The sequence below is a fragment of the Micromonospora sp. NPDC048830 genome (assembly GCF_043198215.1).
In the GTDB taxonomy this organism is placed as follows: Bacteria; Actinomycetota; Actinomycetes; order Mycobacteriales; family Micromonosporaceae; genus Micromonospora.
This window is the reverse complement of sequence record NZ_JBICUP010000084.1, coordinates 1-13,329: the sequence shown is the minus strand read 5'-3', so window position 1 is coordinate 13,329 and position 13,329 is coordinate 1. Positions and strand designations below refer to the sequence as shown.

Annotated in this window: 13 protein-coding genes; 10 read left to right on the top strand and 3 right to left on the bottom strand. The window is 70.4% G+C overall.

Translation table 11 applies throughout. The annotated features are described in order from the left end of the window. Positions 1–148: 148 nt before the first annotated feature. Positions 149–1,018 (top strand): dihydropteroate synthase, encoded by an 870-nt coding sequence (folP, locus tag ACGFIZ_RS33270; protein ID WP_393427060.1) that lies wholly within the window; start codon positions 149–151, stop codon positions 1,016–1,018. A 134-nt stretch (positions 1,019–1,152) separates the two neighbouring features. Here folP and ndhC read toward each other — a convergent pair whose 3' ends face one another. Beyond that, on the bottom strand, positions 1,153–1,530 hold the full coding sequence (gene ndhC / locus ACGFIZ_RS33265; RefSeq protein ID WP_393427058.1) for an NADH-quinone oxidoreductase subunit A: 378 nt from the start codon (positions 1,528–1,530) through the stop codon (positions 1,153–1,155). A gap of 129 nt (positions 1,531–1,659) precedes the next feature. On the opposite strand from ndhC, the gene ACGFIZ_RS33260 reads away from it, so the two are divergent. The 3 genes from ACGFIZ_RS33260 to ACGFIZ_RS33250 all read left to right on the top strand — a co-directional run bounded on the left by ACGFIZ_RS33260 (position 1,660) and on the right by ACGFIZ_RS33250 (position 6,267). After that, a complete protein-coding gene (locus tag ACGFIZ_RS33260; RefSeq protein WP_393427056.1) occupies positions 1,660–3,036 on the top strand; it encodes a hypothetical protein in 1,377 nt (458 codons plus the stop codon). Between the two features lie 356 nt (positions 3,037–3,392). Then, positions 3,393–5,240 carry a 2-oxoacid:acceptor oxidoreductase subunit alpha gene (locus ACGFIZ_RS33255; protein WP_393427054.1) on the top strand — a complete coding sequence of 616 codons (1,848 nt, stop codon included), beginning with the start codon at positions 3,393–3,395 and terminating at the stop codon, positions 5,238–5,240. Beyond that, a complete protein-coding gene (locus ACGFIZ_RS33250) occupies positions 5,233–6,267 on the top strand; it encodes a 2-oxoacid:ferredoxin oxidoreductase subunit beta (RefSeq protein WP_393427052.1) in 1,035 nt (344 codons plus the stop codon). The genes ACGFIZ_RS33255 and ACGFIZ_RS33250 overlap by 8 nt, the downstream gene beginning before the upstream one ends. Positions 6,268–6,340: 73 nt before the next feature. Here ACGFIZ_RS33250 and ACGFIZ_RS33245 read toward each other — a convergent pair whose 3' ends face one another. Then, positions 6,341–7,357, bottom strand: a complete 1,017-nt coding sequence (locus ACGFIZ_RS33245; RefSeq protein WP_393427049.1) for a potassium channel family protein — start codon at positions 7,355–7,357, stop codon at positions 6,341–6,343. A gap of 173 nt (positions 7,358–7,530) precedes the next feature. Between ACGFIZ_RS33245 and ACGFIZ_RS33240 the strand changes: the two genes are divergently transcribed. After that, positions 7,531–7,971: a helix-turn-helix domain-containing protein gene (locus ACGFIZ_RS33240; protein WP_393427046.1), complete on the top strand. Its 441-nt coding sequence runs from the start codon at positions 7,531–7,533 to the stop codon at positions 7,969–7,971. Positions 7,972–7,978: 7 nt separating this feature from the next. On the opposite strand, the gene ACGFIZ_RS33235 is transcribed toward ACGFIZ_RS33240, so the two are convergent. After that, complete coding sequence (locus ACGFIZ_RS33235; RefSeq protein ID WP_393427043.1) at positions 7,979–8,335, bottom strand: winged helix-turn-helix transcriptional regulator; 357 nt, start codon at positions 8,333–8,335, stop codon at positions 7,979–7,981. A 122-nt stretch (positions 8,336–8,457) separates the two neighbouring features. On the opposite strand from ACGFIZ_RS33235, the gene ACGFIZ_RS33230 reads away from it, so the two are divergent. From ACGFIZ_RS33230 to ACGFIZ_RS33210, 5 genes are all read left to right on the top strand, one after another. Then, on the top strand, positions 8,458–9,306 hold the full coding sequence (locus ACGFIZ_RS33230) for an SDR family oxidoreductase (protein ID WP_393427040.1): 849 nt from the start codon (positions 8,458–8,460) through the stop codon (positions 9,304–9,306). 78 nt (positions 9,307–9,384) lie between these two features. Further along, positions 9,385–9,609: a hypothetical protein gene (locus ACGFIZ_RS33225; protein ID WP_393427037.1), complete on the top strand. Its 225-nt coding sequence runs from the start codon at positions 9,385–9,387 to the stop codon at positions 9,607–9,609. Positions 9,610–10,390: 781 nt separating this feature from the next. Continuing rightward, on the top strand, positions 10,391–11,452 hold the full coding sequence (locus tag ACGFIZ_RS33220) for a type III polyketide synthase (protein ID WP_393427034.1): 1,062 nt from the start codon (positions 10,391–10,393) through the stop codon (positions 11,450–11,452). Between the two features lie 380 nt (positions 11,453–11,832). After that, a complete protein-coding gene (locus tag ACGFIZ_RS33215; RefSeq protein WP_393427031.1) occupies positions 11,833–13,062 on the top strand; it encodes a methyltransferase in 1,230 nt (409 codons plus the stop codon). Further along, a complete protein-coding gene (locus ACGFIZ_RS33210) occupies positions 13,059–13,238 on the top strand; it encodes a hypothetical protein (protein WP_393427028.1) in 180 nt (59 codons plus the stop codon). Before ACGFIZ_RS33215 ends, ACGFIZ_RS33210 begins: the two co-directional genes overlap by 4 nt. Positions 13,239–13,329: the final 91 nt, after the last annotated feature.

Below are 13,329 nucleotides of genomic sequence, written 5' to 3'. Positions count from 1 at the left end.
TGCGGGCCCATCCTGACGTCACAATCACGATCGTCCCGCACGGCCGTTTCCATGATCAAAGCGGGTCGGTCAGCTATCGCGCACCAAATCGTTAGCGTCGGGGGCGGCCGGGGCGCCCGGCCGACGGCGGCAGGGACGGGAGGCGGGCATGGCGGGAGCGCTTCGGCTCGGGAGTCGTACGTTCGCACCCGGCGAGCTGGTCGTGATGGCGATCGTCAACCGCACCCCGGACTCCTTCTTCGACCGGGGAGCCACCTTCGTCGCGGACAGCGCCCTGCGCGCGGTCGAGCGGGCCGTGGCCGAGGGCGCGGAGATCGTCGACATCGGCGGCGTCAAGGCCGGCCCCGGCGACGAGGTGGACGTGGCGGAGGAGATCCGCCGGACCGTCGACACCATCGCCGCCGTGCGGGCCGCCTTCCCGGACGTGGTGATCTCCATCGACACCTGGCGGGCCGAGGTGGCGGTCGAGGCGGTCGCGGCCGGCGCCGACCTGCTCAACGACACCTGGTCCGGAGCGGACCCGGCGCTGGCCCGGGTCGCCGCCGAGACCGGCGCCGGCCTGGTCTGTTCGCACGCCGGCGGGCTCGCGCCGCGCACCCGCCCGCACCGCGCGGCCTTCGACGACGTGGTGGCCGACGTGGTCGCGACCGTGACCGGCCTCGCCGAGCGCGCGGTCGCCCTGGGGGTACGCCCCGACGGCATCCTGATCGACCCGGCGCACGACTTCGGCAAGAACACCCGGCACTCGCTGGAGATCACCCGCCGCCTCGACGAGCTCACCGGCACGGGCTGGCCGCTGCTCGTCGCGCTGTCGAACAAGGACTTCGTCGGGGAGACACTGGACCTGCCGGTCGCGGAACGGCTGGAGGGCACGCTCGCGGCGACGGCGGTGTCGGCGTGGCTGGGCGCCCGGGTGTTCCGGGCGCACCAGGTGCTGCCGACCCGCCGTGTGCTGGACATGGTCGCGTCCATCCGGGGCGACCGCCCGCCGGCCCGCACCCGGCGCGGCCTGGCCTGACCGCCGCCAGCACCGCGCGATCCGTCGCCGCGCGGGTCAGGCCGGCGCGGGTCAGGCCGGCGCGGGTCAGGCCGGCGCGGGTCAGGCCGGCGCGGGTCAGGCGCGGGTCGGGCCAACGCGGGGCCCGGCGCGGGTCAGGCCCAGCGGAGGATGTCCTTCCGCCAGGCGTAGAGGATGCCGAGCGCCAGCACGGCCACGAAGACGCCCATCTCGGCGACGGTCACCAGCCCGAACCCGGGCCGGTCGAAGACGACCGCCCAGGGGAAGAGGAACACGGCCTCCACCGCGAACAACACGTACAGGTATGCGTACACGTAGTAGCGGATCTGCATCTGCGCCCAGTCGCCGCCGACCGGGTCGAGGCCACACTCATAGCTCGTCCGCTTGCCGGGGGGATCAGCCGGACGGCTGGGTTGTAACACCCGATTGGCCGAGAACGCTGTAACGAAGAAGAGAACGCCGGCGAGCAGCAACAGCCCGAGCGTCGCGTACGAGCCCAGGTAACCGGTCACGGTGGGTCAGCCTACCGGCCGCAGACCCGGTTTCGCACCGAGCGCGGTGCGGGGTTGTTTCCCGGCAGGACCAGCACCACGCACCAACTGTTGCCGGAAATTGAACGCACTCCTGGTCACGGAGGACACATGGCCCGCGTGGAGGTACGGCCCGCCCGACAGCCGGCCGGGCGACGTGCCGCGTCGCTGCTCACCGCGTCCCTCGCGATCGGCGCACTGGCCGCGGTCGCGGCCCCGGCCAACCAGGCGTACGCCGTGGGGCCGGCGTACGCCGTGGGGGCGGCGACCGACCCGGCCGGGGAGCCGGGCGGCGGCACGCCGGGCGAGCCCTCCCCGACGGACCCCACGCCCAGCCCCCCGCCGTCGACCCTGCCGCCTCCGGAGACGACCGCCCCGTCGCCCACGCCGACCGAGCCGCCCGAGGCGACCGCCGCACCCTCCACCGGCGCCCCGACCACCACCGCCGCGCCGCCGCCCGCGACCTCCCCGCCGCCCGGCGCGGACCGGCCCGCGCCGGGCCGCCTCGGCGTCCGGGTCACGACCCAGGACGTACGGCTGACCGAGGCGTACTGGAGCGCCCGGAGCACCACGACCACCCTCCGCGTCACCGTCACCAACACGGGCGAGGTCGCGGCGCGGATGCGCCTGGCGTACGCGCTGCCACCCGGCGTCACCGACGCCGGCACGGCCGGCTGCGCCCCGACGGGCGGCGGCGACCACCGCTGCGGTGCGTGGGAGACCGCGCCCGGCGCGCGGTTCAGCACCCTGCTCCGGGTACGGGTCGACGGCGCCGCCTGGCACCGGATGCCGCTCAACGGCACGGTCCGGGTGAACGCGAGCGCCCCCGGGGCGCCCGGCTCGGCCGACGACAGGGCAGGCTTCGCGGTGCTCTTCCCGCCCGGCCCGCCCGTGCCCGGCATCGCGTTGCGGGCGGGCGAGGTGGCCTTCGACATCAGCGGAACCGCGAGCGAACTGGACGTCCGGCTCGGCAACACCGGCCGGGTCGACGCCGCCGGCCGCATCGAGGTCGTGCTGCCGCCCGGCGTCAGCGTCCCCGCCCCGCCCGCGGGCTGCGCCGCGGTCAGCGCCACCCGTACCCGGTGCGACGTCGGCACCGTGCCGTCCGGCGAAGCCGCCACCCTGCGACTGGCGGTGGCGGCGACCGCCGAGGCCCAGCGCGCCGCGCCGCTGGCCGGCGCGGTGGTCGGCCGGCTCGACCCCCGCGGCGGCCGGGCCCGGCAGGTGCAGATGAGCTTCCGGATCACCGCGGCAGCGGCGCTGGAGACCTCGGTCGCCACGCCCGCCCCGGTCGGCTCGCAGGGGCTGATCGCCGCCGCCGGCCCGGCCTCCTTCGGCTCGGGTGGCTCGGTACGGCAGGCCGCCATCGCCCTGATCGCGGTCTCCGGCCTGCTGGTCGCGCTGGCGCTCGGGCTGGCCGTGGCCTCGCTGCGCCGCCGCCTGGCCGCTCCGGGCGATCCCGCACCGCCCCCGGTCCCCTCGGACTGATCCGGTCCGGCCCGCCCGTTCCCGGCCCGTACGTCGGCAACGGGCACCCGGTAGGCGGCACGGCGACCGGATCGACGCCCGATCGGTACCCGGTGATTCTGCTTACGGCCGCCGGGGCGAAACGGCACGATCGCGGACATACAGCCCCGGATTCCGGTTCCACTGGGCGGACCTACGGACAGGTTCGGCGTCCCCTTGGACGTAGGCTCTTGAGGAAGAGAACTACTACGAACCCGGACCAGCCACGGGCGGTGCGGTGCAGCGGTGCGTCAAGGAGGTCACGTGGCCGGGCAAGGCGAGGTCACCATCATGTTCACCCGCCCGCGCGACCGCGCTGAGCGAAGCGAGGTGCAGGCGTGACCAAGCAGATCCGTCAACTCGACCGGGTGGTCATCCGGTTCGCCGGCGACTCCGGCGACGGCATGCAGCTGACCGGTGACCGGTTCACCTCGGAGACGGCGCAGCTGGGCAACGACATCTCCACGCTGCCCAACTTCCCGGCCGAGATCCGGGCGCCCGCAGGCACGCTGCCAGGCGTGTCGAGTTTCCAGGTGCACTTCGCCGACTACGACATCCTCACCCCCGGCGACGCGCCGAACGTGCTGGTGGCGATGAACCCGGCCGCGCTCAAGGCCAACCTGGCCGACCTGCCGCGTGGCGCCGACATCATCGTCAACACCGACGAGTTCACGAAGCGGAACCTGGCCAAGGTCGGATACCAGGCCAGCCCGCTGGACGACGACACCCTCGCCGGGTACGTGGTGCACCCGGTCGCGCTCACCTCGATGACCGTCGGGGCGTTGGCCGACCACGACGTCTCCAAGAAGGACGCCGAGCGGGCCAAGAACATGTTCGCCCTCGGCCTGCTCTCGTGGATGTACTCCCGGCCGTACGAGTCGACGCTGCGCTTCCTGGAGCGCAAGTTCGCCGCCCGCCCCGAGCTGGTCGCGGCGAACGTGGCCGCCTTCCGGGCCGGCTGGAACTTCGGCGAGACGACCGAGGACTTCTCCGTCCGGTACGAGGTCAAGCCGGCGAAGATGCTCCCCGGCACCTACCGCAACATCACCGGTAACCAGGCGCTCTCGCTGGGCCTGGTGGCCGCGGGCGTCCGCTCCGGGCTGCCGGTGTTCCTCGGCGCGTACCCGATCACCCCGGCGTCGGACATCCTGCACGAGCTGAGCAAGCACAAGCGGTTCGGCGTGGTCACCATGCAGGCGGAGGACGAGATCGCGGCCGTCGGCGCGGCGCTCGGCGCCTCGTACGGCGGGTCGCTCGGCGTCACCACCACCAGCGGCCCGGGCGTCGCGCTCAAGAGCGAGACGATCTCGCTGGCCGTGGCGCTGGAGCTGCCGCTGGTCATCGTGGACGTGCAGCGCGCCGGGCCGTCCACCGGCATGCCGACCAAGACCGAGCAGGCCGACCTCAACATGGCCCTGCACGGCCGGCACGGCGAGGCCCCGGTCGCGGTGATCGCGCCGAAGTCGCCCGCGGACTGCTTCCACGCGGCCATCGAGGCGGCCCGGATCGCGCTGACCTACCGCACCCCGGTGATCCTGCTGTCCGACAACTACGTCGCCAACGGCTCCGAGCCGTGGCTGCTGCCCGACGTGGAGTCCCTGCCCGACCTGCGGGTCGAGTTCGCCACCACGCCCAACGGCGAGGACGGCACGACCTTCCTGCCGTACCTGCGGGACCCGGAGACCCTGGCCCGACCGTGGGCCGTCCCGGGCACCCCCGGTCTGGAGCACCGGATCGGCGGGCTGGAGAAGGCCGACAGGACCGGCGACATCTCGTACGACCCGGCGAACCACGACTTCATGGTGCGGACCCGGGCGGCCCGGATCGAGACCATCCCCGTACCGGACGTCGAGGTCGACGACCCGGACGGCGACGCCCGGGTGCTGGTGCTCGGCTGGGGCTCGACGTACGGGCCGATCGGCGCGGCGTGCCGGGGCCTGCGCCAGCGGGGGCTCTCCATCGCCCAGGCGCACCTGCGGCACCTGGCCCCGATGCCGGCCAACCTCGGCCAGGTGCTGCGCGCCTACGACCGGGTGGTCATCCCCGAGATGAACCTCGGTCAGCTCGCCCAGGTGATCCGGTCCAAGTACCTCGTCGACGCGATCGGCTACAACCAGGTCCGTGGCCTGCCGTTCACCGCCGCCGAACTGGAGACGATGCTGGAAGAGGTCCTGAAGAATGTCTGAGCCCGTCGCCCTCAAGCTCACCGCGAAGGACTTCAAGTCCGACCAGGAGGTGCGCTGGTGCCCCGGCTGCGGTGACTACGCCATCCTCGCCGCCGTCCAGGGCTTCATGCCGGAGCTGAACATCCCGCGCGAGCGGATCGTCTTCATCTCCGGCATCGGCTGCTCGTCCCGCTTCCCGTACTACATGAACACCTACGGGATGCACTCCATCCACGGCCGCGCCCCGGCGATCGCCACCGGCCTGTCGGTCGCCCGGCCGGACCTGTCGGTCTGGGTGGTCACCGGCGACGGCGACGCGCTGTCGATCGGCGGCAACCACCTGATCCACGCGCTGCGCCGCAACGTCAACGTGAAGATCCTGCTGTTCAACAACCGGATCTACGGCCTGACCAAGGGGCAGTACTCGCCCACCTCCGAGGTTGGCAAGATCACCAAGTCGACCCCGGTCGGCTCGGCGGACGCGCCGTTCAACCCGCTCTCGCTGGCCCTGGGCGCGGAGGCGACCTTCGTGGCCCGGACCATCGACTCCGACCGCAAGCACCTGCAGTCCGTGCTGCGGGCCGCGGCGGAGCACCAGGGCTCGGCGTTCGTGGAGATCTACCAGAACTGCAACATCTTCAACGATGGGGCGTTCGACCAGCTCAAGGAGCCGGGCACCCGGGACGACTTCCTGATCCGGCTGGAGCACGGGCAGCCGATCACGTTCGGCAAGGACGGGCAGTTCTGCGTCGTCCACCCGCCCGGCGGCTTCGGCCTGGAGGTACGGGAGACCGCGTCGGTGCGTCCCGAGGAGATCGTCGTGCACGACGCGACGGTGACCGACCCGGCGTACGCGTTCGCGCTGTCCCGGCTGCCCGGGATCGACCTGCGCAACACCCCGATCGGCGTCTTCCGCTCGGTCGACCGCCCGTCCTACGACAGCGTGGTGCAGAGCCAGGTCGAGGCGGCGCAGGCGAAGGTCACCGAGACCCCCGAGCAGCAGCTCGCCGGCCTGCTCGCCACCGGCGACACCTGGACGATCCTCTGACCCGTCCCGTGGCCACGGAAAGGGCCCGCCACCGCAACGGTGGCGGGCCCTTCCGCTTCGTGTGGCGCGGGCGTCAGCCCGGCACGCCGGCCGACTGGGGCCGGTCGTCGCGGACGTACACGAGCATGTCGCCCGTCTCGACGGTCGCACCGGCCTGGTCGGTCAGGGTGACCACCCGCCCCCGGCGCACCAGGGCGATGACCAGGCTGTCCAGCTCCCGGGGGGAGCGGCCGACCTCGCCGCGCTCGGCCGAGCGCATGGCCAGCGCCATGCCCTGGCCGGGGGTGAGCAGGTCCTCCACCACGTCGATCAGCGGCGGGGCCGACGTCGACAGGCCGAGCAGCCGACCCGCGGTGGCGGAGGAGACGATCACGTGGTGGGCGCCGCTCTGCTTGAGCAGCGGCGCGTTCTCGGCCTCCCGCGCCCCGGCGATGATCCGCACCTGCCCGGCGGTGAGCTGACGGACGGTGAGCGCCACCAGGACGGCGGCGTCGTCGCTGTCGGTCGCGATGATGACCGCCTTGGCGGTCTTCACGTGCGCCTCGTTCAACACGGAGGAACGCGTCGCCGAGCCCTCGATCGCGACCAGCCCGGCGGAGGTGGCCTGCCGCAGCGCGGCGGCGCTGCGCTCGACCACCACGATCCGGGACTTGTCCATGCCGTTCTCCAGCAGCGCCGAGACGGCGCTGCGTCCCTTGGTGCCGTAGCCGCAGATGATGACGTGGTCCTTCACGCTTCTCCTCCACCGCGACAGGCGACGGCCGGTCCGGTACTGCTCGGTGAGGACTTCCAGGGTGGTGCCGACCAGGATGATCAGGAAGAGCACCCGGGCCGGGGTGATGAAGAGGACGTTGACCAGCCGCGCGGACTGCGCCGCCGGGGTGATGTCGCCGTACCCGGTGGTGGAGAGGGAGACCACCGCGTAGTAGAAGCAGTCGAGGAGGGTGAGCCCGTCCTCGTTGACGTCGCGGTAGCCGTCCCGGTCGAGGTAGACCGCGGCGACCACCGCGAACACCAGGCCCACGGCGGCGGCCAGGCGCAGGCTCAGCGCGCCCAGCGGGCCCCGCCGCTGGGCGGGAAAATGGATCACCGTCGCTCCTGCTCCGCGTCCGTCGCCTGCACGTGCTCAACATAGCGGGTGCGTGGATTTCCGCATCCCGGGGTGCCGATGGGCGCCCCGCCGGCAGACCGGTACTGCCCGCGGGCCCGGGGACGGGCATGATGGGGCTGTCGGCGGAGGGACGAGGCGAGAGCGAGGCCGTCATGTCGTTGCTGCGACGGGTGATCGGCGGGGTACTGCGTCGCATCAGGATGCGGCAGGGCCGCACGCTGCGTGAGGTCGCCGAGGAGGCCGGAGTGTCGCTGCCCTACCTGTCCGAGGTGGAGCGGGGCCGCAAGGAGGCCTCGTCGGAGGTGCTGGCGGCGATCTGCCGGGCCCTCGGCATCCGCCTGTCCGACCTGCTGGAGGAGGCCCGCGACGACCTGCGCCGACTGGAGCCGCGTACTCCCGTGGCCCCGCGGGCGGCCGCCGGAGCGCCCGCCGGGGAGCTGCCGCTCCCCCGCCACGGGGTCCGGCTGGCCCGGCTGGAGCGCGCGGCCGGTCGGCGGCCCACGCTCCCCGGCGCGTCGCTCGTCGTCGGCCCGCGTACCACCGGGCTCGTGCACTGCGTGCGGGCCGGCGCGACCACTCCGGTCACCATCTGAGCCGGCGTCAGCGGCGGGCGTCGTAACGGGCGCGGGCGGCCTCGACCTCGCCGAGGTGGGTGGTCGCCCACGCCTCCAGCCCGGAGACCAGGTCGAGCAGGCTGCGGCCGAGGTCGGTGAGCTCGTAGTCGACCCGCGGCGGCACGCTGGCGTGGACCGTGCGGGTGACCAGGCCGTCGCGCTCCAGCCCGCGCAGGGTCTGGGTGAGCATCTTCTGGCTCACCCCCTCGATGCGCTGGGCCAGCTCGCCGAAGCGCCTGCGGCCGCCGGCGAGGGTGAGCACCACCAGTACGCTCCACCGGTCACCGATCCGGTCGACGACCTGCCGGCTGCCGCAGTTCTTGGCGAAGATGTCGGGCTCCATCCGCTTACTCTCCATCAGTTAGTGGCTTACTTCAAGGTGCCTACTCTCCAACGGGAAGTGTCGGCGGATCCTTCCCGTTGGACGGGGATGACGGATCGTCCGCACACTGAGGGAGTCCAACCATGTCCATCGTCGTCACCGGCGCCACCGGCCACCTCGGCCGGCTGATCGTCTCCGCGCTGCTCCGGCGGGGCGTACCGGCCGGGGAGATCGTGGCGCTCGCCCGGGACACCGGCCGGCTCGCCGACCTCGCCGGGCGCGGGATCGTGGTGCGGCAGGCCGACTACAACGACCCGGAGTCGCTGCGGGCCGCGTTCGCCGGCGCGGACAAGCTGATGTTCGTCTCCGGCAGCGAGGTCGGGCAGCGGGCGCTCCAGCACCGCAACGTGATCGCCGCCGCCCGCGAGGCCGGCGTCGGGCTGGTGGTCTACACCAGCATCACCCGGGCCGACACCTCCAGCATGATCCTGGCGCGGGAGCACCTGGAGACCGAGCGGGAGCTGGCCGCCTCCGGCCTGCCGTACGTGATCCTGCGCAACAGCTGGTACCTGGAGAACTACACGGGCCAGCTCCCGACGTACCTCGAGCACGGGGTGGCCGGCGCGGCGGGTGAGGGGCGGGTCAGCGCCGCCACCCGCGCGGACTACGCGGAGGCCGCCGCCGCGGTGCTCACCGGCGCCGGAGAGCCCAACCGGGTGTACGAGCTGGGCGGCGAACCGTTCACCCTCGCCGAGCTGGCCGCGGAGCTGTCCCGGCAGACCGGCCGGGAGATCGGCTATGTCGACCTGCCGGTGGAGAAGTACGCCGAGGTGCTGGTCGGGGCCGGCGTGCCCGAGCCGTTCGCCGCCGTCCTGGCCGACAGTGACCGGGGCATCGCCCAGGGCGAGCTGCACGTCCAGGGCGACGACCTGGCGACGCTGATCGGCCAGCGGCCCACCACCCTCGCCGAGGCGCTGCGCGCCGCGCTCTGAGTACGCGTACCGCCGGCCCGCCCATGCTCCGGGCGGGCCGGATTCGCGGCCATCGACGCATTCAACACGATCGCCGCGATGGCCGAATACGAGCACGACATCGCCGTGGTGACGCACGGGACGTCCGACGTGCCGGGGGCGCTCGAGTTCCATCCGCTGCTGAGCCTGATCGGGCCGCACGACGTGGTCGGCGGGGTGATCGACGGGCTGTGGCTGGCGGTTTCCTGGTCGCCGTCGCGGCCGTCACGGCCTGGCTGGCGCAGCGACGGGACGAGGCCGACCCGGCGGCGCCCGCCGCACTGACGAGCGGTTGGCGGACGGGTTGCGTCGTCGCACTCGGGCTCAACGCACTCGGCGCGATTCTTCACCTCCCTCACCGAAGGTACGCGTATGCGTTACCGACGGGCGCCCCTCGCCGGATGGAAGGGGCTGGCCGGACAGGCCCCCAAGACTCTGATCAACGAGTCTTGTGAGCAGCTCGAGGACGGTGTACGGTGACAGCCAACATAAAGGATCTAGCAACCCTGATGTCCATGATGGACGGCCGTCGAGATGCGCTTCTGCGCAGCCGTCGATCATCGAGCCGCTCCTTCCCATCCGCCACTCCGCAATCTTCACGGCTGGCCACCACCTCGGGGTGATTGGTTTTGGCCCCTATTCCAACACGCCTGTCGGCGTCAGAACTCACCTTCGTCTCGGTGAATTCCATTTCATCACGATCGAGTGCACTTCCATTCGGTCCGCTCAAACACGCCCTTCCACAGCAGGGGTCGCGGCTCGTACGTCAACAACTACCCTTGGCCTCCTTCCATCGGGTGAGACGGAACTAGAAGGAAACGTGGCAATAAGAAGTCTTCAAGGGAGGTAGGTAATCACCGGCGGCAGCCGCAGTATCGGCACGACTGTCGCACCCCGGTTCGCGGCGGAGGATGCTCCGGTCGTAATCGGCGATCGCTACGCAGTCGATGTCGCTACCACGGTCGAAATCTGGGTTTCCAGGAATCTCTTCCACTTGGTCATGGGAGCGTCACAGTTGCCTACTCTCTGCAAACCTGCCGTCACGGTGCCAGAATTCGTTATTACCATGGAAGAGACGCTTGAGTTAGTCGAGCGCACCCACGCCAAAGTTCCTCATCTGCCGCTTGCTCTTCGGCTGATCCGAAACACCGGAGTGATGAAGCGTCACATCGTCCAGCCAATTGAACAGACGTTGCAGCACCCGGGATTCGAGGAGCGCAATCGAATCCACACAGTTGAGGCCAAAAAACGGACACCGCCAGTCATCATGCGCGCGTTGGCCAACGCTGACGTGACCGTGCAGGACATTGATGCCATCGTCTACGTCTCCTGCACCGGTTTCTCAATGCCGTCCCTAACCGCGTGGCTGATCAACGAGTTCGGGTTTCGCTCCGACACCCGGCAGATCCCCATCGCTCAGCTGGGATGCGCGGCCGGCGGCGCGGCGATCAACCGGGCACACGACTTTTGCTCTGCCTACCCAGACAGGAACGTCCTGATCGTCTCCTGTGAACTGTGTTCGCTGTGCTACCAGCCCACCGACAACGAGGTCGGTAGCCTGCTTTCCGTTGGCCTGTTCGGCGACGCGGTCGGCGCGGCGGTCGTGCGCGGCTCCGGGGGCACGGGCGTGTCTTTGGAACGCAACAGCGCCCATCTCATCCCGCACACGGAGGAGTGGATCTCGTACGCGGTTCGGTCCACGGGTTTTCACTTCCAGCTCGACCACCGGGTACCGGGCATGATGGAGCCACTAGCCCCCGTCATTCGGGCGCTGGCCGCCTCCCACCGCTGGGATGCTGCTGACCTCGGCTTCTACATCGTGCATGCCGGGGGGCCCCGCATCCTCACCGACCTGGGCAAGTTCCTCGCCGTCCATCCCGATGCGTTCCGCTACAGTCGGGCGACCCTGACCGAGTACGGCAACATCGCCAGCGCCGTAGTCCTTGACGCGCTGGCCAGGCTGTTCGAAGACGGTGGTGCCAAGGTCGGCGCCACCGGTATCATCGCGGCCTTCGGTCCCGGGATCACCGCAGAGATGACGCTGGGCACCTGGGTCGACTCCGAGAACCCGCAGCCCGACGCAGGCCCCGCCGGCCATGGTCGGCGCCTGGTAACACAGCAGGGCTAACTGGGATCAGGGACGCGTCCTGGGTCGCCGAGTCGGTCCAGTGTGTTATCTCACCCAGGTCGATCCTGGACGGCGTCCGAGGTCCCTGATAAGGCAGCCGCCGCATTGCGCGTCCGGGCCCGGGCATGGCCCAGCCCGCACCGCCAACCTGGTCAGAACGAGCCGTGGACTGAGGCCTGGTTCAACGGGCTGGGCCCCAAGTCACCGTCCGATATCCGAAGACGGCGTAGCGGTAGCCAAGCAACCATCGGTAAGCCGCGTGTGGAAAAGCCGCACGCACGGAATCTGAAAGGGGGAGGGGAACGGACCCCGCAAGGGATCCGCGCCCCGGAACAACAATGACAACTACGAATCACCAAACGCCGACTCCCCTGCCGTTGATGCGGCTAAGCACCGGATTCTGGAGCTTCAAGACCTTCGCCGCCGCGTTGGAGTTGAGTTTGTTCACCCGGCTCGCCGAGGGTCGGACGATGAGCGCAACGGAGGTGTCCGCCGAGCTCGGACTGCCGCATCGTCCGGCGGATCTGCTGCTCGCCGCTTGCGCCTCGCTAGGACTGCTGGAGAAGCGCGGTGACGGGTACGGAAATACCGCACTGGCAGAGATGTTCCTGGTCGAAGGGCGTCCCTACTATTTCGGTGGCTTCGTGCGGTACTGCGACAAGCGGGAATACCCGGCGTGGGATCGTGTTGTCGAGGCGCTTCGGACGGACAAGCCGACCGCCTGGGACCCAGAGGCCCAAGACTCTCCGTTCGCGGCCGAAGACTCGCAGATGCTGCAGTTGTTCTGGGACGCGATGCACTGCATCTCGACATTCACCGCCCGTGCGCTCGGTGAGGTCTACGACTTTGGCAAGCACGCCCGCCTGCTGGATGTTGGTGGCGGCTCCGGGGCGTTCCCGATCGAGCTGTGCCGCCATTACCCGAATCTATCGGCTACGGTGTACGACCTACCCCACGTGTGCTCGATCGCTGACTCGAAGATAGCCGGTGCTGGATTGAGCGGACGGATAACCACGGTGGCCGGGGACTTCCTGTGCGACACCGAGCTACCAACGGGCCACGATGTGATCCTATACAGCATGATCATGCACGACTGGGGTGAAGACACCAACCGGGAACTGCTGGCACGCGCCTATGAGGCGCTGGCACCTGGCGGTGTAGTTATTATTAGCGAACTGGTGCTCAATGCCGAACGCACCGGCCCCGCCGAGGCCGCCCTGATGGGTATGAACATGCTCATTGAAACGAGAGCCGGCAAAAACTACTCCGAGACCGAGTACGTGACTTGGCTGCAGGATGCCAAATTCTGCGATATTCGCACCCTGCCGTTCGTCGCGGCTGGCGCGAACGGGGTCATCATCGGCGTCAAGGAGCGGCCGATCAACCAGGTCGCTCGTGAGCTCGGGATGAGTCACGAGACGCAGCGCAACTGGGTCCACGCTGCCGAACGCCAGACCGGGCCGGGTTCGGCGGCCAGCGGGAGCGGCTTTTCGGTGGCCGACAAGGACGCCGAGATCGCCCGCCTGCTCCGTGAGGTGGCTGAACTGCGGCAGGAGAAGGAGATCCTTCGCACGGCAGCCGCGTATTTCGCGAAGGAGATGGACCGATGACCAGCCGCTTCCGGCTCACCTCCACCCACCGCGCCACCTTCGGCCCTCCAGCGGCTGTGCCGGATCCTGGCGGTCCTCGCTTGACGCTCGGGCACGCCACCGAGCAGGTCACGAAGAAGCGCTACATCGTCAAGCCCGCTCTCGCCCCAGAGACAGTTCCGACATCCTTTGATTGACATCCTCTCCGCCCTGAAGGACGGAGATTCCCTCCACGCTGCGCGTGGAACACGCGGCGTGCGGGTGGGTTACCGCTTCACCGCGCGGTGC